Raw genomic sequence first — 25,162 nt, 5'->3', positions numbered from 1 at the left:
CTTATCATTAATTAAAAAGATTAGACTTTCTCTCCATTGACAAGAACTTCATATCCAATCTCTACGTTGGGTTCTAAAGTTTTTGATACGGAACAGTATTTTTCAAAAGACAACTGAGCTGCTTTTAATGCTTTTTTAGGATCAATATTTCCTTCCAGAAAAAATCTTACTTTAATAGATTTAAACGGTTTTGCATCATCTACAGGAATTCTTTCTCCTTCTACTTCTGCCTGAAAACCTGTGATTTCCTGACGCTGTTTTTTCAGGATAGCCACCACATCTATTCCACTGCATCCTGCAACGGCCATCAATACACTTTCCATGGGAGAAACACCTTTCGCTCCAGGCTGTGAAGTATTATCCAAAAGAATTGAATTCCCTTGAGAGTTGGTACATTCAAATAAAAAATCGTCGTTGATTCTGTTTAGGGTTATTTTCATTGTCCGGATTTATATTTCAGTATTTTTAAATATTCTTATTCAAATATAAAAAACTTTATGCATTAAACCCTAGCTAAGACAGGATATCAACTATAGCCTGAAAAAGATTATCGGGATTTTCTGCAATTCGGTTACACATGTACAAATACCATTCATCACCATACACAATATATTGTCTGCATGGGTAACCTCCTGTATGGATTTCATCCAATAGGCCTTCCTGTATTCCCAGTAACATTTCAAATTCATACTTGGATTTTGGAACGTCATATTTTTCAATGAGTTCTTTAACTCTATTTTGAATTTTATTATGATGTGTAGCAATAGAACATCTTCTATTTTTAAGGAAAAGAGTTTCAATATATTTAATGTACAGATCATCTAAGTGCTCTCCTCTCTCTACAGCATGTCCCGGAGGAACAGCAAAAGCACCTTTTACAATTCTTATTTTCCCTTGTGTTTCATTTAATATTCGTTCAAGATCTTTTGGAGTACGGTTTAAATAAGCCTGAAGAGTAATTCCCACATTTGAAAAATCAGGAGATATTTTACAAAAGGTATTAATAATATCATCTGTTCTTTCAACTCCTTCTGCGCTAATCACTACTTCAATATCCTTTTTGTGAGCTGATTCTGCTAATTCCACCAAATTACTATAAGCCAGATCTTTATCAACTGCAAGCCCAATGTGTGATAAATCCAAAGAAATGATAGAATCGATGTTCTCTTCTTTCACTTTGTTGATCAAATTAAGGAAATGTTGGGTTGCCGATTCTGATTCTCCTACTGAACGGGTACTTTCTCCCATAAACTCTAGTGAAGTAGGAAGCCCTTTCTCATTAATTCTTTTAGCAGTTGCTAGAGCTTCTTCCATCTTCTCGCCTCCGATGTATCTTTTAGCTGCTTTCAGTAGGAATTTAAAGAGCTCAGGATTATTAAGAATATAGTCTTTTGCACCCTCATTTAATGCTGCTATTTTCAACAGTGCACCTGCTCTTTCTCTTGTCTTTAGTTCCATTATTTTTTTTTGTACTTAAACTGTTTTTATAAGATTCCCCGCGCTTTTATCTCCAAATATTTATTGATAACGTCAATATTTAAATTTTCAGGCAAAGTATATACCGTATAGATCCCATACTTTCTAAGTTCCTGAATGATGAGTTTCTTTTCAAATTCAAATTTTTCGGCAACAATTTCATCATAAATTTCCTGCATACTTTCAGGGTTTTTATGAATCAGGGTCTGCAGTTCTGAGTTTTTGAAAAATATAACAACGAGCAGGTGGTTTTTGGCAATACCCCGGAGGTATTTCAGCTGTCTGTTTAATCCGTCCAGTGTTTCAAAATTGGTAAAAAGCAAAACAAGGCTTCGCTGGTTCAGGGAATATTTTACATCCTGGTATAAGCGGTTAAAATCACTTTCAAAAAAGTCTGTTTTAATATTATAAAGGGCTTCTGAGATCTTTTTCAGCTGTCCTGATTTATTTTCGGCGGCGATTTTATTTTCTGTCTTTTTGGAGAAGGTCATCATTCCTGCACGGTCACCCTTTTTCAGAATAATATGAGACAGAGCCATTGCTGCATTGATCGAATAATCTAGCAAGCTTAATCCGTTGAAAGGCATTTTCATCGTCCTTCCTTTATCTATCAGGATAAAAATACGTTGTGATTTTTCATCCTGAAACTGATTCACCATCAATCGGTTGGTTTTGGAAGTAGCCTTCCAGTTGATGGTTCTGATATCATCACCGGGAACATATTCTTTGATCTGCTCAAACTCCATGGTATGTCCCAGTTTTCTGATTTTTTTGATTCCCCCGAGCATGAATTCACTCTGCAGTGCCATCAATTCATATTTTCTAAGGTGAACGAAAGACGGATAGGCAGGCAACATCGCATCTTTCTGGAAATTGAATCTTCTGGATACCAATCCCAGAGGTGAAGAAGCATACACATTCAGGTTTCCAAAGCTGTATTCTCCTCTTTCTTTCGGCTCAAGGCTATATTGGAAATAAGTATTTCTACCCGACTGAATATCTTTTGTAATTAAAAAATCTCTCTTTTGAAACTGAAACGGAATTTCATCAATGATCTTCGTACGGATCTTAAAACTATAATTGTTTTTAATATCGATCTTCACAAAATTTTCGTCACCATTGGATAGTTTTTCCGGAAGTATTCTTTGGGCCAGGACTGCATTTTTTTGATTAAACAATAAGAGATAATCTACCATTGCAGCAAGAAAACAGATCAACAAAAGCAGGTGCGCCGCCCACATCAGAACAGGAAAGAAAAAAGCAAGGACATATATGATCCCCACTCCTATGAGCGAAAAGAAAAATCGTGTATTGATGTATAGGTTTTTCATTTTTTAAGGGATTAGGGGATAGGATTCAGAGACTAGGGGAAATTGTAATGAAACAAATATCTTCGCCCTCTAATCCCTAAATCCTAATCCCTACAATCTATCTAGGAATCTCTATTCCCTCTAAGATCTGGCGTATAATTTCATCAGCGGTCAGGCCTTCCATTTCTCTTTCGGGAGAAACAATCACTCTATGTCTTAAAACAGCGTAGCTTGCTTCTTTAATATCTTCTGGCGTCACAAAATCTCTTCCTCTCATGGCCGCGAACGCTTTGGAAGCGGTAAGAAGTGCCAATGATGCTCTAGGAGAAGCTCCCAGATATAAGAACTGGTTTTCTCTGGTATTGACTATAATTTTAGCGATGTAATCCATCAGCTGAGCCTCAACAATAATTTCTTTTACCAGATTCTGATAACTTTTTAGCTGTTCTGCACTAATAACACGGTTTACTCCTTCTGTTTTATCTTCCTTCCGGCTTTCGTGCTGATTTTTAATGATTGCTATTTCCTGTTCAAGATTCGGGTACCCTACATTGATTTTGAAGAGAAAACGGTCCAGCTGCGCTTCAGGAAGTCTGTAAGTTCCTTCGTGCTCTATTGGGTTTTGGGTAGCTACTACCAGGAATGGCTCATCCATAATGTAGCGAATTCCATCCATGGTGATCTGCCTTTCTTCCATCACCTCAAACAAAGCTGATTGAGTTTTCGCCGGGGATCTGTTGATCTCATCAATTAATATAAAACTGGAAAATATAGGGCCTTTTTTAAATTCAAATTCAGAGTTTTTCACACTGAAAACAGAGGTCCCCAGAATATCGGAAGGCATAAGGTCCGGTGTAAACTGAATCCTGCTGAAACCTACATCAATGGTTTTTGCCAAAAGCTTTGCTGTAATGGTTTTTGCCACTCCCGGAACCCCTTCAATCAGGACATGTCCGTTTGATAAAAGGGTGGCAATAAGATGCTCAACCATATTTTCCTGGCCGACAATCACTTTGGCTATTTCAGCTTTTACTTTGTCTAAACTGGTACGGAGCTCGATCATATCAATTCTCGACTGGAACTGATCTTCACTTTTATTTAGATTGATAGAACTTTGGGGCTCTAAGTTTTGGTTTTCATGGTTTTCCATAATTTTCTATCTGTGGTTTTAGTTGATCGTATATCTATTCTATCGGACTTCATCCGATGTTTTGGTAAATCGTCCCTCCGGGACTCTAACTTATTTTAATAATGTAGCAGTGGAACAATCTAGTAGTTTACCAATATACATTGTTACATTGTTACATTGTTACATTGTTACATTGTTACATTGTTACATTACTCAATTATTTCAATATCTCATCAAGAAGCTTATTCAATCTTGTGAGGTCTTCTTTCATTACGTTGGCGTATGGATCCTGTCCTTTCCTGATCAGGGCTATAGCTTCATTGATCGTTTCTATTGTTTTCCCTGTCTTTAACTGGAGTTTTTTAGCAAATTCTGCATCCAGATTCTGGGTATCGATCAGAAGATCCATTCTTACTTTGTTCAGGAAATATTGGGCCTTTTTAGCCATCATATCATGGAAATCCCCTTCCTGAAGATAAAGATTTCCGATGCTTTTCACAAAATCTACCGAGGTATTTCTCAGCGGCTCTACAACAGGGACTACGCGCTGTTTTCTTTTAGCATTAAAGAAAATAAACAGTATAAGCCCTCCTAAAAGTAACCACCAGGCATACTTTAATGCCGGATTAGAGAGGACAAACCTCATAAAGAAGCGCGAAACTTTGGTGTCGTTTTCTACAAACCAGATCGTTTCTCTGTCCTGAAGATACGAAAAAACATCCTGAGCGTATTTTATACTGCCGGGTTTCAGGAGATAATAGTTGGTAAGGAAAAGAGGCTCACTGTGGGCATAGATCGTTCCCTTTCCAAAGCTAATCTTGATAAAATTAGCCTGATCTGAATTATTTTTCTCCACCGTTTTTCCCAGTACTTCTACCTTTGGTTTAATGTATGAAAATCCTCTGCCTGACGGAAATTTATCTAATTTAATAAAATCATTCTGATATTTTTTATCTGTCAGTTTTAATACGTTTTCCTCCTCAAAAGAAATATCCGAGCTATGATAGCCGATGCTGTCTGAAATATCTTTGGGAACATGGCTCATCAAAATCATGGCATCTGAACCGTTCGACACCTGATCCAGGATCTTTTTCCAGGATTCTTTATCAAGCTCCTTTTCAATAACGATGATATTATGTATTCCTTTTTTGTGCTGACTGTAATACTCGTAAGGAGTCTCTTCTATTTTTCTCAGATTATTTTTAAACAGATCTTTCGCTTCATTATTAAAAACAAACAGACCGAAAGGAGATTTTTCATTGATATTAAAATTCTTACGCCAGTTGGTTGTTTCTTTTTTATTGACTTCAAGCAACGCCAGAATAACCATCACAACGATGAATATCACAGCATATATTTTGAAGGTTTTTTTCATGGTAAATGGTTTAATTACAGTCTGAATGACTGATACTGGTTTTTAAATTTCTGGTAACTCTGCTCGTCAATACTGAACTCTCCATACCAAACATAATCGAAAATATAAGAAAGTCCGGCAAATTCATCTTTCAGACGCATGTCTTTCAACTCTGCCGCATAGTCTTTATTCGTTTTTTCGGGATTCCAATTGATCTGTTTTTTATCACTCAGTTTTTTCAGGATAAACAGGAACTGGTAGCGGACCGCTGAACGGAAATCTCCTTCGCGTTCAAATTTCGCAATGCTTTCAGGAAAATTGATTTCATGGATGTTTTCATGAAGCTCTTCTGCATTGATGTTTATCTTTTTATTTTTCTTCCCAAAAAAGAGGTTTCCGTCTTTACCCATCAGGTATTTAATGATAAAATAAAGAAGAAATCCTACCAGAATAATCGCAAACAGACGGATAAGGATAGTCGTGATTTTAGCTGAATTGGTAAAGACCGTTTCCCCAAAAACACTCTGAAGGATCTTGTCTATTCTCCTCATCAGTTTCTGGAAGAAAGATTCTCTCGGTTTAGAAACGGAATAATCAAACTCATTTCCCTTGTATCTGGACTGGAGATTTTCCTTGAACTTTTTCGGATAGATGGTATTTTCTGAAACCGGTTTCAGGATCAGTACAGAATCTGCACGGAGCATGTTCCGGTAATGTCCGGTGCCCAGAGAGTCCACCATATAATCTTCTACTGTATCATCGCCATCGTTGTCCTGTGCATGAACAGGACCAATGGAGAAAATAAGCAGCAGAAAGAAAAGGATTTTATTCATTAATACCTATAGTTTCTATTTCTTCAAGTTCAATTTTCTGGTGCAGATCTGTTCTGCTGTCGTAATACATCAGCCCTGCATTGATATACATCAGATTGGAAAGGAATAACGACACAAGCATTGAAATTCCATACAACACAAAGAAAACAATTCCTGCAGTTCCTGCGAAAGGATTTTCTTCAAAATTCCCATCCGGTGTAGAGCTAAGGAGCGATCCGTACACAAACATCAGCGGAATAAAAGTAAATACCGAAGTAACCACATACAAAATAACGAACATGATGATGGATGCTCCCCAGTATTTCCAGTACGGAGATTTTTCATTTCCGTTCGGATAAGAAAACTGGGCTCTTATGGAATAACTTAAGCTTTCAAAAAAGCCTCTTTTTGTATTAAAATAATCGTACATCAGAAATGACGAAACATTAAAAGCTGTAGGATAAACGAGCAGTATCAGGAAAAATCCTATTATGATCAACAGCAACACATAAGAAAATCCTACGATGATCATGGTTACCGGAAGGACAATAAACAGCATTCCTACGCACATTTTAAAAATTTTTCCTGCATTTTTTTTAAAATCATCCAAGATCTCATCTGTTTTGATCTTCTGTGCTCCCCCGGCTATCCTTTTCATATAAAAAACAGGGTACAGGTAGTTGACAATCGCCAAAAGGGCAAAAAGCACAAAAACCAGTAGTCCGGCTACAATCAGCATTCCTGCATTATCTGCAAAATACCTTTCAAAATAGTAGCTTTCTCCGCTCATATTGGAGCCGACAAGCTGTCCGAAAATCTCTCTGAATCCAAAGATCACTACAGCAATTGTTAAAATTAACAGCAGCCCGTTGATCAGGATATAATTTTTGAAATAATTTTTCCCGTATAATTTGAAAAAATTAAAGCTGTCACTGATGAAAGCTCCAAATTCTCTTTTTTTATAAAACTGCATCATGGGTTTGATTATTAGTTTTTTTATGAACCATCAAAGGATAAACAAAATAGTAAAATCCTATAATGGCCAGTGAACTGAATATTATGACTAAGTTGATTGCCAGTGGCATTTTCAAAGCATGTCTTGTAACGTAGCCTTCAATAATTCCGGCACATATGGTAAAAGGAATGGTGCTCAAAAATATTTTAAAAGAATCTTTAAAGCCTGTTTTAAAAGAATTAAATCTTGAAAATGTTCTCGGAAACAGGATACTCGCTCCCAGAATAAGACCGCACATAGCTTCTACAACCATAGCAAAGATCTCAAAAACGCCGTGAAGCCAGATTCCTCTTGCACTGTCTTTCAAGGCTCCATAATCGTAGAAGAAATACTGGAAAGACCCAAGCATAACACTGTTGGAAAGGAGGGCAAATAAAGTTCCTACTCCTGCTGTGATTCCATAAATATATAATTTGGCTCCTACTCCGATATTATTGAAAATGATCCCTATCGTACTTCCCCAGGTAGAACCACTCTGATAAACGCCTACAGCATTTCCTTTTTTAATATTTTCTATGGTTTCGTTGACATAGTTTTCTCCCAGAATGATATTCGCAAAATCTTTATCATAAGCTCCGGACAGCACGCCTATTGAAGTAAACAGAATGAAAAAGAGAAAAGCATACATAAGATATCTCCTGTACTGATACACCAGCAGGGGAACTTCCGTTTTAAAGAAATAGATCAGTCTGTTCTCCTCTACTCTTTTCGTCTTGTAAATCTTCTGGAATATCTGTGAAGACAAATGGTTCAGGTATACTGTAGTATTGCTTTTGGGATAATAGGTCTGTGCAAATGAAAGATCATTGATCAGGTTGATATACAACGAAGACAGGTCATCAGGATTTTTTTTTACTTTCCCTTGAATAACCTGTTCAATTCCCAACCATTTTTCTTTATTTTGTTTAATGAAATAAACTTCTCTCATAATTGTAAGGCTAAAATAATAAAAATTATGTCTCAAATTGCGATAAATACCTCACAAAATGTAAATATTAACTTTAATATTGCCAGTGTCGGGGAAAGAATGCTTGCCTTCATTATCGATCTTTTGATAAAGGTCGCTTATGTCCTCATTGTGTTCTATCTTTTCTTCAACGTTTTTGACCTTGGGTATTTATTGGCAGGGCTCGATCAATGGTCTGTTATGGCCGTTTATATTGTCCTTACATTCCCCGTTTACATTTACCCTGTTGTTCTGGAAAGCCTTATGGAGGGACAGACTCCCGGGAAAAAACTTATGAAGATCAGGGTCGTAAAAATCGACGGTTACCAGGCTAGTTTTGGTGATTATCTGATCCGATGGATGTTCAGACTGATCGACACTTCTGCAGCCGGAGTTATAGGCCTGATTTCTATGATTGTGTCTAAAAATAACCAGCGTCTGGGAGATATAGCTTCAGGTACGGCAGTAATTTCGTTAAAAAATAACATCAATATATCTCATACGATCTTAGAAAACATCAATGAAGATTATATTCCATCCTTTCCTCAGGTGATTGCTTTAAGCGATAATGATATGAGGATCATCAAAGATAATTATACCAAAGCCCTGAAAGTAGACGACAGACAGATCATCAGCAAACTTTCCGATAAGATAAAAAGTATTTTAAAACTGGATATAGATCCCAAAAAGATGACGGAGAGACAGTTTATTAATGTGGTGATTAAAGACTATAATTACTATACGGGGAAGGACAGCTGATCAGAACTCATCAATGATAAATGATAAATGATGATTGATAAATGATCACAGCAATGGTCAATTTTGCTTCGCAAGTGAATGGTCAATTGATTGCCGTACCTAACAATCTTCAAATTTATTTGATTTAAAAATTGACGGCGAAGCAGATTCACCATTCACTATTACTCTCTAATAATTACTTGTCGGTGCAATTTTTGTATCTTTAATAGCAAAGCTTTGAATTATGAAATTTGAAAACAATAAATCAGGAAACGGCGGTGTTCTTATGCTGAACAATGAAATAAAAGAAGTAGGAAGATTAACCTATACTATTTTTCCTGAAGAACATAAATTTATTATTTCCTTTGTACTGGTACACCCGGAATTCGAAGGGCGGGGAACGGGAAAATATCTGGTTGAGGAAGCTATAAAATTTGCGAGAGAAAACAACTGGAAAGTCTATCCTCACTGTTCCTATGCCAGAGCTGTGATGACCAGAATGAATGATGTGGATGATGTTTTTCTAAAGAATTAGGACTTCATTCACCAAAATCTCTTCAATATCATTCGGATAATCTACTTTTAAGTGATGATCTGAAGCGACCCACTCCATAATTTCCTGAAGATTTAATGATTTAGAATTTGGAATTCCCATAAGATCCAGGGCACAGGCATTGCATTCCTGCTCATACTGGTTGTGAATGGGGATGACAAACAGTTTTTTATCCATGAACAGAGCTTCGGCCGGTGTTTCAAAACCTGCATTGCATAATATACCGTCACAGCTTTCAAAATATTTCAAATATTCTATCTCGTCAATTGGGAAAACCTCCACATTTTTTATTTTGACCTGTACTTTGCTATGTTTTGAAAACACTTTCCACTGAACAGGGATTTGTTTCAAAACTTTGATAATATTCTCATCTGCAAAACTTGGAAGATAAACGAGATAATATCCTTTTTTATCAGGATTAAGATTTCTGATTTTTTTTCTGATGACAGGCTTTTTGATCTGCGGATGATAATTTTCAAAATGAAAACCGATCTTCCTTTCGCTTGGAACATAGTATTTAAGAATCAGCTCACCAAGAAAGTCTTTCTTTTCCGGCTTGGGTGTTTCGGGAAAACTCATGGAAGCCTGATGGCTCAGTTCAATCATGGGAAGCTTTTTCAATTTACCGGCCCATCCGGTGAGAGGTTCATAATCATTAATGATCAGATCGTATTGTGAAAGCTCCAATTCTCTGATAGTTTTTGCAGCTTCAAGAAATTTATTTTCAGTAAATGTTTTACGGTAGGATAAGCCGCCTGTTTTGTTATAAAGAAGGGAAATGCCCCGATGCTGGTAATTAATGTCAAAATCAGCCTTCAACTGAGACTGATGGCCACTGATCAATGTGTCTACTGAGGCGTATTTTTTGAGAATTGGAATAATTTCCTGTGCTCTGGCAATATGTCCGTTCCCTGTCCCTTGAAATGCATACAAAACTTTCATTTAAGAAAAATTAGTTACTATTTTCAGAAGTTCGGAGTTATCCATGTCCTGGATTTCGTCCACTTCATCGTCTTTAAGTGAATCTTTATGATCATCATAATAGAATATTTTCCATTCTTTATCTTGATATTCCAAAGCTGAAAGGTTTTCGATCCAGTCTCCGGAATTCAGGTAAGTACATGAACCTTTCTTATTGATGACCTCACGAATCTGAGGCTGATGGATATGACCGCAAATTACGTAATCGTAGTGATTGTCTATCGCCAGTTCGGAAGCCGTCAGTTCAAAGTCTCCGATGTACTTAACCGCTTTCTTCACGTTGTTTTTGATCTTTTTAGAAAATGAATATTTTTCTCTGCCCATTTTCTCCAGAAACCAATTGACAACATTATTGATGACGATCAGGAGATCATACCCTTTTCCTCCAAGCTTGGCAATCCATTTGGAATGCTGGACAGATGCATCAAAAACATCTCCATGAAATATCCAGGTTTTCTTTTCATCAATATCAAGACATATCTTATTGCAGACTTTGAGTTTTCCTAATTCAAAATCTGTAAACTTACGGAACGTTTCATCGTGGTTCCCCGTAATATAGTAGACCTGTGTATTCTTTGTAGCAAACGAAAGGATCTTTTTGATCACTTTCAAATGAGGTTTAGGGAAGTAAGACTTTTTAAACTGCCAGATATCAATAATATCACCGTTCAAAACTAATGTTTTTGGCTGGATAGAATTGAGATACCGTAACAGCTCTTTAGCCTTACATCCATAAGTTCCCAAATGAACATCCGATATAACCACTAACTCAACGTTTCTTTTCATAGTTTTATACAAAGAAACTAATTGAAAGTTAACTGTATATGAATGCTATATTATTTTTTAGAGTGTGTTCATCAGCTCTTCTGTGACTTCCATGTTATGATAAACGTTCTGTACATCATCATCATCTTCAAAACGCTCCAGCATTTTCATATTGGCTTTGAACTGATCCCCATTCACGTCCTTACTATTGTTTGGAATTCTCTGAAGCTCTGCGCTTTTCGCTTCGATCCCCAATTCATCTAATTTATGTGATAACGAACCGAAATCTTCGAAAGCCGTCGTAATCATTACTTCCTCTTCATCTTTTTCCACATCTTCTGCCCCTCCATCAATCATTTCCATTTCAAAGTCATCCCAATCCATTTTGATTTGAGATAAATCAAGAGTAAAAATTCCTTTTCTGTCGAAGATAAAGGCAAGCTCTCCGTTCTTACCCAGGTTACCATCAAATTTATTGAAGATAGCTCTCACATTGGCTACGGTTCTTGTTGGGTTATTGGTTGTACATTCCACGAAGAAAGCTACTCCTCCCTGCCCGTATCCTTCATATGTAATTTCTTCATAGTTTTCAGCATCAGCACCTCCAGCCTTTTTGATAGCTCTTTCTACATTATCTTTAGGCATATTGGCACCCTTGGCATTCTGGATACATCTTCTTAAAGCCGGATTGGCTTCAGGATCTGTTCCTCCGGCTTTTACTGCCAGCGCAATGTCTTTACCTATTTTAGAAAAAGTTTTAGCCATTTTATCCCATCTGGCCATTTTCGAAGCTTTTCTATATTCAAATGCTCTTCCCATTTTAATTTTTAAATTTTCAACAAAATTAACTAAAAGTCTACAAAAAAAAAATACCCCCAAAAAATTGGAGGTATTTATTATTTAGAAAAATTAATTATTTTTTCTTTTTAGCAGCAGCTTTTTTCTTAGCTGGAGCTTTTTTTGTAGCTTTCTTAGTTGCTTTTTTTACAACTGGAGCATCAGCGTAATCTTTCTTAGAGATTGCATTCCACTCGTTAGCATCTTCAACAGCAGTTACAACTACTTTTCTATCAGCTTGTCTTTCAGCATCAGAAGCTTTTTCAGATACTGTAGCTTTAGTTTCACCAACTCCGATTGATTTAAGAGCGTTAGCATCTACACCTCTAGCTTCTAAAGCAGAAACTACAGAAGCAGCTCTTTGTCTAGAAAGTTTCAAGTTGTATTCAGCAGCACCTTTAGCATCAGTTTGACCTTCAACTAAATAGTTACCTCCGTCAGTTTTGATGATTTTAGCAGCGTTATCTAGTTTTGCGCTAGATTCTGGTCTGATAGTCGCTTTATTGAAGTCAAAGAAGATACCTTTAAGAGCTTCTGTTGTTTCAATAGCAGTTTGTTTCTTAGGCTTAGGACATCCGTTGTATTCTGGAAGACCTGGAACTGTAGGACAAGCGTCATCTTTATCTAAGATTCCGTCACCGTCTGTATCTGGCCAAGGACAACCGTTGTTTTCTGCAGGACCTGCAACTGTAGGACAAGCATCATCTTTGTCGATAACACCATCACCATCTGTATCTGGCCAAGGACAACCGTTGTTTTCAACTGGACCAGCTACTTCTGGACATTGATCGTCTTTATCTGGAACTCCGTCACCGTCAGTATCAGGACATCCCTGGAATTCTGGTAGACCTGGAGTATCTGGACAAAGATCATCTTTATCTAGGATACCATCCTTATCTCTATCTCTGTTACCGAATCTGAATAAGATCGATGCAGAAGCTTGCCAGAAGTTAGCAACTGTAGATTTATCACCTGGAGTTGATACATAATCACCCTGAACACCAAGACCGAAGTTCTTAGTTACCCAGAAGTTAGCACCAGCACCTGTAGAAACTGTAAAGTGATTAGCTTTACCATTTTCATTACCACCATCTCCGTTAGATACAAGCTCTCCTTTGTAGTCATATCTAGGGAAAGAAAGTGCAGTATAATCATGTCTCAAGTAGTTAGCACCAACTCTTAAATACGGATCGAACCAAGATTCTTCATCCCATAAAAGACCAGCTGCTTTAGCTTGGAAACCAAGACCTGTCATTAGGAAAAATTCTTTCCCCATGTTAAATCTCTTGTTGTCAACATTACCTACGGAAGTCTGCCAGTCGATAACTAAACCTTTACCGATGTTTCTAGCAACTGTTAATTTAGATAATGGAGGTGTAATAGAGAAATTGTTCACGTTGAACATTCTCTTCGTTAAATTATTAGCAGAGAACGTGTTACTGAATTCTGTCTGCACTGCCTTGTGGTTTTCTGCATGAGCACCAACCCCGATTAACCACGGATTGTTGGTCGTCTGCGCGAAGACAGTAGAGGCAACAGTAAGCGCCAATGCTGAAATTCCTAATTTTAGATTTTTCATAGAATTAAATGATTAAATAATTGATAATGCAAAATAAATATAATTTTTCTTTAAAAACAAAGTTTTTTGAATGATTTTTAACTTTTCTTTAATATTCTATCCAGGTTACGTTTATTTTCTCTATCTTTTATCGCTTCCCTTTTATCAAAGAGTTTTTTCCCTCTGGCAAGCGATATCAGCACTTTTGCTTTACCCTTGTCTGTGATATATAATTTAAGAGGTATAATTGTGTTACCAGCATCCTTTAACTTTTTTTCAAGTTTCTGTAATTCTTTTTTGTGCAACAGCAATTTCCGTTCCCTTTTTGTTTTGTGATTATAAAAAGTTCCCAATTTATACTCATCAATCATCATATTAATAATGTATAACTCCCCATCAATAAACTGACAGAAGGATTCTGTGATGGATGCTTTGGATGAACGTAAAGATTTTATTTCTGTACCCGTCAAAACCATCCCAGCTTCAAATTCTTCAAGGATTTCATATTCAAAACGGGCTCTTCTATTTAATATACTGACTGTTTTTTCGATTTTCATTTTAAAAATGCGTGTGATTATATTTAACTGGGCTTACCCAATCCTTCATTAAGCCGTCCATTCACGACTTCATCTTATTTTATTAATGAAATATAGAAAAAATACCTCATATTTAAAAACTTGACTTTTACATTATTACGAAATACCCAAATTCTTTTCGTAATTTTGCGCCAAATTTACAAAACTATATGTTAACAGTATCTAACTTATCTTTACAATTCGGGAAAAGGGTTCTTTTTGACGAGGTGAACATCATGTTTGCGAAAGGAAATTGTTATGGGATTATCGGAGCTAATGGAGCAGGAAAGTCGACATTCCTTAAAATATTAACTGGAAAACAGGATCCTACTACAGGTAATGTATCATTAGAGCCAGGAAAAAGAATGTCAGTTTTGGAGCAGGATCACTTTGCATACGATCAATTTACTGTTCTTGAAACTGTACTGAGAGGAAATAAAAAATTATTTGAAATAAAGGAGGAAATGGATGCGCTTTATGCGAAAGAAGATTTCTCTGATGAAGATGGTCTAAAAGCAGGGGAACTGGGAGTTATCTATGATGAAATGGGCGGATGGAACTCAGAATCTGATGCACAAACGATGCTTTCTAACGTTGGTATCAAAGATGGTATGCACTGGCAAATGATGAGTGAGCTTGAAAACCAGGACAAAGTAAAAGTTCTTTTGGCACAGGCTCTTTTTGGAAACCCTGATGTATTGATTCTGGATGAACCTACGAATGACCTTGACATAGAAACGATCGCTTGGCTGGAAAACTTCCTTGCAGATTATGAAAACACAGTAATTGTGGTATCTCACGACCGTCACTTCCTGGATACAGTTTGTACGCACATCGGAGATTTAGATTATGCAAAACTTAACCTTTACACAGGTAACTATACTTTCTGGTATCAGGCTTCTCAGCTAGCGACAAGACAAAGAGCTCAGGCTAATAAAAAAGCGGAAGAAAAGAAGAAAGAACTTCAGGACTTCATCGCAAGATTCAGCTCAAACGTAGCAAAAGCAAAACAAGCTACCGCGAGAAAGAAAATGATCGATAAATTGAACATCGATGATATTAAACCATCTTCAAGAAGATACCCGGCCATTATTTTCGAAATGGAAAGAGAAGCTGGAGATCAAATCTTAGATGTTAAAGGTCTTGAAAAAACAAAAGACGGAGAATTATTGTTCTCAAACATTGACTTAAACCTTAAGAAAGGAGATAAAGTTGCTGTACTTTCTAAAAGTTCTTTAGCAATCACAGAATTTTTCGAAATTCTAGCAGGAAATGCTGAAGCTGATAAAGGAACTGTTGCCTGGGGAGTTACAACAAACCAGTCTCATATGCCTTTGGATAACACTAAATTTTTCCAGGAAGATATCAGCCTGGTAGATTGGTTGAGACAATTTACTAAAAATGATGAAGAGCGTCACGAAGAATTCATGAGAGGGTTCTTAGGAAGAATGCTATTCTCTGGTGATGAAGCGTTGAAATCTTGTAAAGTACTTTCAGGAGGCGAAAAAATGAGATGTATGTTCAGCAGAATGATGCTTCAGAAAGCCAACATTCTTTTATTAGACGAACCTACCAACCACTTAGACCTTGAAAGTATCACCACTTTGAACAACTCATTGTCTAACTTCAAAGGAAATCTTTTGTTGTCATCTCATGACCACGAAATGCTTTCAACTGTCTGTAACAGAATCATCGAACTAACTCCTCAAGGAATTATCGATAGAGAAATGACTTACGATGATTATCTTTCTGACAAAAGAGTAAAAGAATTGAGAGAAAAAATGTATTCTTAATGTATTAAGACCTCATTACAATTCACCATAAAAAATTCCTCAAAGACAACTTTGAGGAATTTTTATTTTAAGTAAAGGTTACGTTATTTTGTAAGCTTGGTTTTTGGAATAGCAATTGTTCCCGGGTCTTTCCATAAACCATCTTTTTCTGCTCTCTTCTTAATAGCCTGTGCTCTTTTTTCACTGTCAGGGTGAGAGTTGAACATTTTCTCAAAACCAGTCTGTGTACTTCCTTCCGAAAGCAAAGCCAATTTTTTGAATGCAGAATAAGCTCCCACTACATTATAATTGTTAGCCTTCATAAAGTCGTAAGAATAAGTATCTGCTTCAGACTCCTGTTTTTTGCTGTGGGAAGCATCCAGGAATTCGTTGGCCATCTTTCCTACCTGGCTTTCATTCAACGCCGCTACAGTCCCTGATGCAGATGATGCTGCATCCAGTGCTGCTGCCTTTAAATAAGCAGATTTAATAGCATCTTTCGTGTCCTGATTTTTCACGTGACCGATCTCATGTCCGATTACTGCTAACAGCTCATTATCCGTCATGATATCCATTAATGAAGAAAATACCCGAACACTTCCGTCTGCACAAGCAAAAGCATTGATGTCTTTTACTTTATAAACCTTATAGTTCAAAGCAAGTCCGTCCTGAGATTTGTGTTTTGCAAAAAGCTTGTTCAATCTAACGGTATAAGGATCTTTTGGACCTGCAACCTGATTGTTTTTGTCCATCCAATCAACAGATTCTTTTGACAGCTTCACTGCATCTTCATTGGTAAAAGTAAGAGCCTTTGCTCCTTTCGAAACAACGCCTACAGCTTTTCCAAGATTGATTTTCTGTGCCGTCACAGCATTCATTGCGCCTAATAATAAAAGGCAGATTGTCATTTTTTTCATAATTATTTTTAGTTTGGACCGCGAAGATAGATATTTTTTTTTAACATTCAGAGAGTCAAGTTCATGGCCAATCATTTCAAAATGCTGTTTTTTTTCCTTATTTTTGTGAAATGAGTCAGAAATGGATTTACAAGCCCGAACCCGATGAGGAAGTTGTGGACAGATTAAGTTCGTCACTTGGTTTTGGTACTTTTGAATCTAAACTCCTCGTTTTAAGGGGAATCGACAATTATCAAAAGGCCAGAGAATTCTTCAAACCCAACCTTAACGATATTCACAGTCCGTTCTTAATGGCAGATATGCAGAAAGCTGTAGAGCGTATCGCAACTGCAATTGAAAACGGTGAAAAAATACTGGTATATGGAGATTATGATGTAGACGGAACTACAGCTGTTGCTCTGATGTACCTTTACCTCAGCAAAATTGTTGAGAAAAAATACTTAGATTATTATATCCCTGACAGAAATTCTGAAGGATACGGAATTTCTACCGAAGGTATTGATTTTGCCAAAGAGAATGGTTTTTCACTGATCATTGCTTTAGACTGTGGTATCAAAGCCATAGACATGGTACAATACGCACAGGACAAGGGCATCGATTTTATTATCTGCGATCACCACCTTCCGGGTGAAGAGATCCCTAATGCAATAGCTGTTTTGGATCCAAAGAGAATAGACTGCAGATATCCTTTTAAAGAACTTTCAGGATGTGGTGTAGGCTTTAAGCTTTGCCAGGGCCTGAATACCATCTATAAAATTCCGGAAGCTGAATTATTCGAGCTTACCGATCTACTTGCTATTTCCATTGCCGCTGATATTGTGTCCATGACTGGTGAGAACAGGGTGCTTGCTAAAATGGGATTAAAAGTTCTCAGAAAAACAAGAAACCTGGGATTAAGATTATTGATTCCTGAAGACAAACTGTCTCACTTTGAAATTTCAAATATTGTTTTTGAAATTGCTCCAAAGATTAACGCTGCAGGAAGAATTTCTCAGGGGAAAGCAGCTGTAGAATTGATGGTTTCTGATAACCTGAAGCACGCGAACCAGATTGTTAGTGACATTATGGATCTTAATGATGAAAGGCGCGAGCTGGATATGAATTCTACCCTTTCTGCTTTGAATCAGATCATAGAATCCCAACAGCAAACCAAACATTCTACCATTGTTTATCATCCTGAATGGAACAAGGGAGTGATTGGAATTGTAGCTTCAAGACTTATCGAAACGTATTACAAACCTACTCTGGTATTCACAGACGGCAATAATGGGGAAATGGTGGCTTCTGCCAGATCTGTTTCTGATTTTGACGTACATGAAGCACTGGATATGTGTTCTGAATATTTCCTGAAGTTCGGGGGGCACCACGCTGCTGCAGGACTTTCCATGGAAAAGGATAAATTTGAAGCCTTCAAAATAAAATTTGAAAAAATAGTTTCCGAAAAAATCCAGTTACATCAACAGGAGCCTTCTGTAACGATCGACTCTGAAATTAAAGTCGATGAAATCAACAGGGAATTTATCAATTTCCACAGAAAACTGGCTCCGTTCGGTCCTCATAATATGAAACCGATCCTTACACTGACGGACCAGAAGCTTTCGGGTTATGTAAAAACGATGGGGAAAGATAACAATCACCTGAAGTTTTATATCAAACAGGAGTCTACAGGGAGAAACATAGAGTGTGTAGGCTTCAAACTAGGACAGCATGCAGAAGATTTTAAAAATAAAAAATTCGATCTTGCTTTCACTTTAGAGGAAAACCACTGGAAAGGAAACGTAACCCATTATCTTAATATAAAGGATGTGAAGTTCAGGGATTAGGAGTAAGGGATAAGGTAATAGGGATAAAGCTATGGGAAATTATAAGGAGTTATTGGTCTGGCAAAAATCAGTAGATTTTGTTACTGAAATTTACACTTGTACTAAAAGTTTCCCCAAAGAAGAACTTTATTCCCTTACCAGCCAGATTCGCCGTTCTTCCATATCTATTCCATCCAATATTGCTGAAGGACATTCGCGAAGATCTACCTTAGATTATCTACAGTTTTTAAAAATTTCACGAGGGAGCTGTGCCGAAATGGAAACCCAACTTATTATTGCAAGAAATTTAAATTACTTAAACCCTGAAGAGTTTGAAAAGTTAAGTGGAAAAACATCCGAAATATCAAAAATGCTCAATGCCATTATCACTAAATTGCAATCCAGCCCTAATCCCTAATCCCTAATCCCTTAATTCTAAGCCCTAACAATCAATGAAAAAAATCGGCTTATTTTTCGGTTCTTTCAATCCGATACATATTGGACATTTAATCCTGGCTAATTACATTCTGGAACATTCCAATATGGATGAATTATGGTTTGTAGTAAGTCCACAGAACCCTTTTAAAGATAAAAAATCACTTCTGAAAGATCACAACAGGCTGGACATGGTGCAGCTTGCCATAAAAGGCTATCCTAAAATGAGAGCCTCGAATGTAGAATTTTCTCTTCCCAAGCCGAGCTATACGATTGATACCCTGACCTATCTTCATGAAAAGTATCCTGATTATTCTTTCAGTCTTATTATGGGTGAAGATAATCTGGACAGTCTTCATAAATGGAAAAATTCTGAACTTTTGATCAAAAATCATCATATCATTGTTTATCCTAGAGTTTTTGAAGGCGAAAAGAAAGATTCAGAATATTTGCAGCATGAGAATATTTCAATGATCAAAGCTCCGGTTATCGAGCTTTCTGCTACGGAGATCAGAAATATGATTAAAGAAGGAAAAAATGTACGTCCAATGCTTCCACCGGAAGTTTTTGAATATTTGGACGGAAGCAGTTTTTATAAATAATTAAGATGAGGTTCTATTTATTTATACTTTTTTTCTTTTTTCAAGCTTTTGCTTTGGGGCAAGCTATCTCTAATGAAGATTCTATCAGTAAGCAAAAAAATTTGGAAGAGCGAATAAGAATTTCTAAAGAATCTATGAAAATTTATAATGAACTTTGTCATCAAGATTCTCTTAGAGCTAGTATTGATTCTAAAACACAAAATAAATATTTTCTTTATAATATAGCTCCCGTCGGAAGTGATTTTCCTGCGAAAGAAGAGTTTAAAACTATTTTAGAAAAACATAATATTATTTGGGGAGGAATGGATATGAGCATTGATAGACCCCACATTTATACTCCTGATAAATGTTATAATATTTTCATGAACACTTTTACAGAAAAGAAGTTTGGTGAAAATTTCATGCAAAATCTTGTACAAAAATCCCTTATAGAATACATTTATAAAAATCCCGCAATTATTTTCGAGCATAATGATCATCTTGATTGGATTTATGAAAATAACGATGCTATTGCAGATTCATTAATTAATAAGCTTTTCTTTAAAAGCTTTACTTATCCAACAGGTTATAAAACTTTAGCTCAAAAAGAACAATCTTTTACTGAAGTAAATTTAGAATTAGATGAAACAACATATATTCTAAAACTTGAAAGTTTTAAACATCGTATTAATAATAATCATAACGAAAAATTCATCCCTCATTTTGAAAAAGAGATCAGTAAATTTATTAAATCTCATAACTTTGTACTCTCAAAAAGAGAGGTTTTACACAATGGTGTAAAAACGTCCTTTAAAATATACTATAAATAATCGTAATGAATTTCATCGAAAATTTTTTCTCAAAATATCCTCAGGAAAAAGTCATCAAATGGTTTAAGCAAATCTGTTTGGCTGAAGCTATTTCATGGTTTTTTCTATTCACAGCAATGACCTGGATACGCGTTGATCCGGAAGGCATTTTCCCAATCGTCTATATCAGTACTATTGGAAGTATTCATGGGTTCTTTTTTACCCTTTACCTGCTATTTCTACCTTCCATAAGAAAAATATATGCATGGGATGATGAAGACAGTGTATTCGCTTTAATGGCCGCATTTTTCCCTTTTGCCACGATTTGGATTGACAAAAAACTAGCCCGCTTCGACAGAGAATAACAAAATGACATAAAAAAAGGACCGAAATGGTCCTTTTTTGTTGAAAGTTATAATTTATAAATAATTAAAGATCTCTGATTACATGTCCGGTTGATGTGAACGTATGACTTCCGCTCGAATCAGTATACGTTCCGTTTACTGTAAAATCAATATACGCTCCTGCTGCTCCAAAATTAGTTACCTGAACCACTACGTTTCCTGTAGTGGTGGTGAAAAATCCTCCGGAAAACTCAAAAGTATAATCCGTAGTAAAGCTTCCCGCAACTCCAAGCATATTATTTTGAGTCATGAAGAAGGAGTTTCCTGCAGGTGATGCAGAAGTTATTCTTAGCTGTTTTGCCGGCATATTCGGAGTTGTACTTGTAAGACCAGACCATTGAGCATTGATACTTCCCAAAACATACTTTATATTTTGATTATCAATTTTATAGCTGATAAATTCACTGATCGAATTACAAACCGAAACATTGTTAAAATTCATAACCGGTAAATTGGCTGTAAAAGGAATTTCTCCTGAAGTCTGCAAATTAGTAAGATCATATCCTTCTAAAATAAATTGTGGATTAGCTGTACACGAATACACATTAAACGAAAAATTACCTGTACTGCTTACCGGAACTGAAGTATATTGGAAATAATTGGTACCTGTCGCGGGTCTCAAAAGTACATAACCATCCGTAACATTGGTATTAGCGCAAGTCTTCAGATTCCCCTGAATGAGATATTGATTGCCTGTAGATGTTACTGTAATATCTGGCAACGTCATGGTCGTTCCCACCGTTACAGGGGCCACATTTGAAGTATAGACTACCGTATTACAAACATCATACACCTTAAGAATAAGCGTTTCATTGGCCGGAATAATTCCTGTAACTGTTCCCAGGTTATCTGTCATTCCGTAGGTTTCGTAGGCTTGGCTGCTTCTTTTCAAACTAACCTTTGAATTCACCATTGGTAATCCGGCAGGATTTTTCACCGTTACTTTTAAGATGGCCTGCGGAAACTGAGCATCGCAATTCCACCATGAGAAATGACTCACCATGCCTACATAAGTATTCCCAACCTTCGTTGCCGAACCTTCTTCGTTCCACATTCCTGTATTTTCGTTATATGACCATAGTGGAATGGTATTGGGAGAAGATGCAGTTTGTGAAGCATCAATAGGAACTGTCATTTCAGCGGTATGACCATTGGCAATCTGTAATTTTTGTCCTGAACTTCCCGTAAGCTGAACATGCACCATACCAAAGGTTTCCATGATTCTTGCATTGCCACCGGAGTTGGTGGCCAGAAGAGAACCTGGCATTAATTCGGTCAGATATTGATTGGATGATGTTAAATTATACAACGCAACGTTCACACTTCCGCTGTACGTATTTCCGCTTGCGTCTTTGAAACTTCCGTCGAATTTCACTTTTGTTCCATTTGGTAAAGAAACTGTAGAAGTGACTCCTGAATTAATACTTGCCGTTGTTATGGCAGGTATCATCATCACATTCACACGGTTCATTCCATTCGTTGGAACCATTACTCTTGAACCGTCTACAAATCCGGATTTTGTTACTTTCACAAGGGCAAAATTTTCCTTTACTTCTGCATTTTTAAAAGTAAAAAAACCTTTGAAGTTGGTTTGAACTGTATTCGATCCGATTGTTACTGTTGCTCCGCTTACAGGATTTCCACCCGTATCAAGTACTACTCCCTGAAAGTTTCTTTGTACTGTACTTCCAAAATTAAAATTAGATCCAGGGGTCGGATTGTTGTCATCAATTTCTAAATAAGTCTCATTTTTACATGAAAATATTAGCAATAATAACAAAAATAGTGGGTAAAATTTTCTCATATGCTATTAATTTTTAGTTTATACTAAAGTAATCATAAAATAGATAGGTCTTCATTTTTATTAAATTTTCATCATATATTTTTTAAATCCAATCAATTTTCAATCTGTAATGTAACAAAGTTTCATGTTCAATTGTCTAATTATGTAGAAAGTCAAAAGAGGTTGAAATTTTAATTCAAAATTTTAATAACTGAAAATCAGCAAGTTAAATTTATTTTTAAAATATTTTAAGTACTTTGTATTGCATGATACTATTTTTATTACATATCTTTGCAATGTTAAATAATCATCCATACAAGCTATTAACAACTAAAAAATAATCATCATGAAAACTCAGATTCTAATTGCCGCCCTATTTTTCAGCGGTCTTACAGCTGCCCAGCAGACAAAAGATTCTCTGAAAATAAAAAACATCGAAGCAATCAATATCAAGAAGCAGGTTTTCAAAAAACAAAGTGACCGTTTCATCTATGACGTAGCTTCTTCCCCTATTGCTAAGGGAACGAATACGTTCAATCTTTTGAAACAGACCCCGATGATTTCCAGTATAGACGGAAAATCTCTGAAGATCATGGGAAAATCTGATGTGGTGATCTACATCAACAATAAAAAAACGAATATGGATGCTGAAGCATTGATAGAAATGCTGAAAGGAACTCCATCTGAAGATATCCAGAAAATTGAAGTGATCACGACACCAGGAAGTGAATTCCAGGTAGAATCTAATGAAGGGGTCATCAATATTGTGATGAAAAAGAAGAAAAATGACGGCTACAACGGAACGCTTAAAATGAATAATGAGCAGGCTTACTATAATAACCCTTCGGCAGGAGCTTCCTTTAATTTCAGAAAAAACAAATGGTCCGTTAACTCCAATTTTAATACGGGAAGCTGGACAGACCGAGAAAGATATACTTTGTCCAACGGTGACTCTACTTTCAGAAATGAATCTTTCGGATATAATTCTGACCCTAATAAAAATGTGGGAGGAAGCGTTAATATCGATTATGAGCTTAATAAGAATCACAGCTTAGGGTTTACCTACAACATGAGATATAACAAAAGCTTCAACTCAATTCTTGATGTGACGAACTGGGAAAACGGTGCTCTCATCAACAGAACCGTAAATATTGAGAACGCACAGACCCGAAATCATTCTTTCAATTTAAATTATGAAATAAAAACGGATTCTATCGGAAGTAAGCTTACCTCCAATGTTTCTTATTTATGGTTCAACAGGGACAAAATGAGTACCAATGAAAGTTTTCCTTTAAATACTGATCCTAAAAATGAGTATAGCGCATTACAGCAGTCGGTTCCTCAGATCATTAATAATTATGCTGCGAATATCGACTATTTGAAGAAGACTGCTAAAGGTAATACATGGCTAATGGGAGTAAGCTACAACCATACGAATACGGATAATGATACCAGACAGGATAAAATTGAAAACGGTGCGATCATCAATGATGTCAATCAGACAAATCACTTCATTTATAAAGAAAGAATCCTGGGTGCCTATATTACGTATGAAAGAAAACTGAGTGAAAAGTTTTCAGGAAAAGTAGGAACCCGTTATGAGATCACAAGAAGCAGCGGTGAGATTCTTGGAAAGACAAGTTTCGACAGAAACTATAACAACCTCCTTCCCTATCTTAATTTAAACTATGCCATCAATTCAGATCATAATCTTACCTATAGTTTCTCCAGCAGGATCAGAAGACCAAGATTCTGGGAGCTGAATCCTTCAAGAACTTATTTTACACCGAATAATTACACACAGAACAATCCGTTCGTACTGGCTTCTAAGTTTTATAACCAGGAAATCAGTTATATGTACAAAAATGCATTTTTTGCTAATCTGAGCTTCAATTATGTAGAAGATGCTTCCAACCAAATACCTCTTCAGGGAAGTGTGACGGGTCCAAAAAAAGACGCCAACGGAAATATGGTTATCACTACCACAAAATTCTTAAGATATATCAGAACTAACTATGGTAACAACAAACAGCTTGGACTGACCTTAGGAATGAACAAATCATGGTTCAAAGAAATCTGGACAACCAACTATTCTGTGAATTTAGGATACAATATCTATAGCGGAACGGTATCGGAAGATCCTACATCAGTTCCGGTTCAGGGACAAACTGAAGTTGTTGAACCTTACGTAATCAATTTCAAAAACTTCAATGTGTCCGGTAATATCAATAACAACATCCGTCTTTCTTCAAATAAGGACTGGTTCTTAGGAGTCAATTATTATTATGGCAGCAAAGTGAAAATTGAAAGCGGAACCCTGGGTGTAAGACAGAGCTTTGATGTCAGCCTAAAGAAAATCATGGGCAACTGGACCTTTGTAGCAGAAGTGTACGATCTATTCAACCAGAACTACAACAGCATTCAGGGGATACAGCCTAATGGAACTTACAATAACGTTGTCAACTTCGAATATCCAAGAATTCTGAACATCGGAGTAACCTATAATTTCGGAAACCAAAAACTTAAAAAGGCCAGAGAAATAAAATCTGCCAACGATGCTATAAAATCAAGAACCTAAGTCTACCACAAAATAAAACAACCACAACCACT

Annotated in this window: 24 protein-coding genes; 9 read left to right on the top strand and 15 right to left on the bottom strand. The window is 36.4% G+C overall.

The genetic code is table 11. The features are described from left to right. Nucleotides 1-20: 20 nt before the first annotated feature. The 8 genes from NZD88_RS10885 to NZD88_RS10850 form a co-directional block, all read right to left on the bottom strand. Nucleotides 21-440, bottom strand: a complete 420-nt coding sequence (locus NZD88_RS10885) for an OsmC family protein (RefSeq protein WP_259829162.1) — start codon at nucleotides 438-440, stop codon at nucleotides 21-23. A 73-nt stretch (nucleotides 441-513) separates the two neighbouring features. Then, nucleotides 514-1,458 (bottom strand): proline dehydrogenase family protein, encoded by a 945-nt coding sequence (locus NZD88_RS10880; RefSeq protein ID WP_259829161.1) that lies wholly within the window; start codon nucleotides 1,456-1,458, stop codon nucleotides 514-516. A gap of 26 nt (nucleotides 1,459-1,484) precedes the next feature. Beyond that, the gene (locus NZD88_RS10875; RefSeq protein ID WP_259829160.1) at nucleotides 1,485-2,807 is read right to left on the bottom strand and encodes a DUF58 domain-containing protein; all 1,323 of its coding nucleotides are present in this window, start codon (nucleotides 2,805-2,807) and stop codon (nucleotides 1,485-1,487) included. Between the two features lie 97 nt (nucleotides 2,808-2,904). Continuing rightward, nucleotides 2,905-3,936, bottom strand: coding sequence for an AAA family ATPase (locus tag NZD88_RS10870; protein ID WP_259829159.1), 1,032 nt, complete (start codon nucleotides 3,934-3,936; stop codon nucleotides 2,905-2,907). A gap of 196 nt (nucleotides 3,937-4,132) precedes the next feature. Then, complete coding sequence (locus NZD88_RS10865; RefSeq protein WP_259829158.1) at nucleotides 4,133-5,290, bottom strand: hypothetical protein; 1,158 nt, start codon at nucleotides 5,288-5,290, stop codon at nucleotides 4,133-4,135. A 14-nt stretch (nucleotides 5,291-5,304) separates the two neighbouring features. After that, nucleotides 5,305-6,102 (bottom strand): DUF4129 domain-containing protein, encoded by a 798-nt coding sequence (locus NZD88_RS10860; RefSeq protein WP_259829157.1) that lies wholly within the window; start codon nucleotides 6,100-6,102, stop codon nucleotides 5,305-5,307. After that, nucleotides 6,095-7,057, bottom strand: a complete 963-nt coding sequence (locus NZD88_RS10855; RefSeq protein ID WP_259829156.1) for a DUF4013 domain-containing protein — start codon at nucleotides 7,055-7,057, stop codon at nucleotides 6,095-6,097. Before NZD88_RS10855 ends, NZD88_RS10860 begins: the two co-directional genes overlap by 8 nt. Next, a complete protein-coding gene (locus NZD88_RS10850) occupies nucleotides 7,041-8,024 on the bottom strand; it encodes a stage II sporulation protein M (protein ID WP_259829155.1) in 984 nt (327 codons plus the stop codon). The genes NZD88_RS10855 and NZD88_RS10850 overlap by 17 nt, the downstream gene beginning before the upstream one ends. Before the next feature lie 27 nt (nucleotides 8,025-8,051). Between NZD88_RS10850 and NZD88_RS10845 the strand changes: the two genes are divergently transcribed. Both NZD88_RS10845 and NZD88_RS10840 read left to right on the top strand, forming a co-directional pair. Continuing rightward, a complete protein-coding gene (locus NZD88_RS10845; protein ID WP_259829154.1) occupies nucleotides 8,052-8,801 on the top strand; it encodes an RDD family protein in 750 nt (249 codons plus the stop codon). 223 nt (nucleotides 8,802-9,024) lie between these two features. Continuing rightward, nucleotides 9,025-9,315 carry a GNAT family N-acetyltransferase gene (locus NZD88_RS10840; RefSeq protein WP_259829153.1) on the top strand — a complete coding sequence of 97 codons (291 nt, stop codon included), beginning with the start codon at nucleotides 9,025-9,027 and terminating at the stop codon, nucleotides 9,313-9,315. Here NZD88_RS10840 and NZD88_RS10835 read toward each other — a convergent pair. The 5 genes from NZD88_RS10835 to smpB all read right to left on the bottom strand — a co-directional run bounded on the left by NZD88_RS10835 (nucleotide 9,304) and on the right by smpB (nucleotide 14,031). Further along, nucleotides 9,304-10,275: a glycosyltransferase family protein gene (locus NZD88_RS10835; RefSeq protein WP_259829152.1), complete on the bottom strand. Its 972-nt coding sequence runs from the start codon at nucleotides 10,273-10,275 to the stop codon at nucleotides 9,304-9,306. The genes NZD88_RS10840 and NZD88_RS10835 overlap by 12 nt on opposite strands. After that, nucleotides 10,276-11,100, bottom strand: coding sequence for a UDP-2,3-diacylglucosamine diphosphatase (locus tag NZD88_RS10830; protein ID WP_259829151.1), 825 nt, complete (start codon nucleotides 11,098-11,100; stop codon nucleotides 10,276-10,278). A 57-nt stretch (nucleotides 11,101-11,157) separates the two neighbouring features. Continuing rightward, the gene (locus NZD88_RS10825) at nucleotides 11,158-11,898 is read right to left on the bottom strand and encodes a YebC/PmpR family DNA-binding transcriptional regulator (protein WP_259829150.1); all 741 of its coding nucleotides are present in this window, start codon (nucleotides 11,896-11,898) and stop codon (nucleotides 11,158-11,160) included. 94 nt (nucleotides 11,899-11,992) lie between these two features. Beyond that, a complete protein-coding gene (locus NZD88_RS10820) occupies nucleotides 11,993-13,495 on the bottom strand; it encodes an OmpA family protein (RefSeq protein ID WP_259829149.1) in 1,503 nt (500 codons plus the stop codon). A gap of 77 nt (nucleotides 13,496-13,572) precedes the next feature. Further along, nucleotides 13,573-14,031: an SsrA-binding protein SmpB gene (gene smpB, locus NZD88_RS10815; RefSeq protein WP_034702920.1), complete on the bottom strand. Its 459-nt coding sequence runs from the start codon at nucleotides 14,029-14,031 to the stop codon at nucleotides 13,573-13,575. A 188-nt stretch (nucleotides 14,032-14,219) separates the two neighbouring features. On the opposite strand from smpB, the gene NZD88_RS10810 reads away from it, so the two are divergent. Beyond that, complete coding sequence (locus NZD88_RS10810; RefSeq protein ID WP_169234888.1) at nucleotides 14,220-15,842, top strand: ABC-F family ATP-binding cassette domain-containing protein; 1,623 nt, start codon at nucleotides 14,220-14,222, stop codon at nucleotides 15,840-15,842. Nucleotides 15,843-15,925: 83 nt separating this feature from the next. Here the strand turns inward: NZD88_RS10810 and NZD88_RS10805 are convergent, their stop codons facing one another. Further along, a complete protein-coding gene (locus tag NZD88_RS10805) occupies nucleotides 15,926-16,738 on the bottom strand; it encodes a M48 family metallopeptidase (RefSeq protein WP_259829148.1) in 813 nt (270 codons plus the stop codon). Nucleotides 16,739-16,848: 110 nt separating this feature from the next. Here NZD88_RS10805 and recJ point away from each other — a divergent pair, with 110 nt between their 5' ends. From recJ to NZD88_RS10780, 5 genes are read left to right on the top strand one after another with little or no spacing between them, the layout of a single operon-like run. Beyond that, nucleotides 16,849-18,561: a single-stranded-DNA-specific exonuclease RecJ gene (recJ, locus tag NZD88_RS10800; RefSeq protein WP_169236930.1), complete on the top strand. Its 1,713-nt coding sequence runs from the start codon at nucleotides 16,849-16,851 to the stop codon at nucleotides 18,559-18,561. Between the two features lie 31 nt (nucleotides 18,562-18,592). Then, complete coding sequence (locus NZD88_RS10795) at nucleotides 18,593-18,958, top strand: four helix bundle protein (protein ID WP_259829147.1); 366 nt, start codon at nucleotides 18,593-18,595, stop codon at nucleotides 18,956-18,958. Between the two features lie 34 nt (nucleotides 18,959-18,992). Further along, a complete protein-coding gene (nadD, locus tag NZD88_RS10790) occupies nucleotides 18,993-19,577 on the top strand; it encodes a nicotinate (nicotinamide) nucleotide adenylyltransferase (protein ID WP_259829146.1) in 585 nt (194 codons plus the stop codon). Nucleotides 19,578-19,582: 5 nt separating this feature from the next. Next, nucleotides 19,583-20,386 (top strand): hypothetical protein, encoded by an 804-nt coding sequence (locus tag NZD88_RS10785; protein ID WP_259829145.1) that lies wholly within the window; start codon nucleotides 19,583-19,585, stop codon nucleotides 20,384-20,386. Nucleotides 20,387-20,391: 5 nt separating this feature from the next. Next, the gene (locus tag NZD88_RS10780; RefSeq protein WP_259829144.1) at nucleotides 20,392-20,730 is read left to right on the top strand and encodes a DUF3817 domain-containing protein; all 339 of its coding nucleotides are present in this window, start codon (nucleotides 20,392-20,394) and stop codon (nucleotides 20,728-20,730) included. Between the two features lie 64 nt (nucleotides 20,731-20,794). Here the strand turns inward: NZD88_RS10780 and NZD88_RS10775 are convergent, their stop codons facing one another. Further along, nucleotides 20,795-22,573: a carboxypeptidase-like regulatory domain-containing protein gene (locus NZD88_RS10775; protein ID WP_259829143.1), complete on the bottom strand. Its 1,779-nt coding sequence runs from the start codon at nucleotides 22,571-22,573 to the stop codon at nucleotides 20,795-20,797. 325 nt (nucleotides 22,574-22,898) lie between these two features. Here NZD88_RS10775 and NZD88_RS10770 point away from each other — a divergent pair, with 325 nt between their 5' ends. Then, nucleotides 22,899-25,130 carry an outer membrane beta-barrel family protein gene (locus NZD88_RS10770; protein ID WP_259829142.1) on the top strand — a complete coding sequence of 744 codons (2,232 nt, stop codon included), beginning with the start codon at nucleotides 22,899-22,901 and terminating at the stop codon, nucleotides 25,128-25,130. The last annotated feature ends 32 nt before the right edge of the window (nucleotides 25,131-25,162 follow it).

The organism is Chryseobacterium pyrolae (assembly GCF_025153485.1).
In the GTDB taxonomy this organism is placed as follows: domain Bacteria; phylum Bacteroidota; class Bacteroidia; order Flavobacteriales; family Weeksellaceae; genus Chryseobacterium; species Chryseobacterium antibioticum.
The sequence above is the reverse complement of the archived record's forward strand: the minus strand, read 5'-3'. Positions and strand labels throughout refer to the sequence as shown.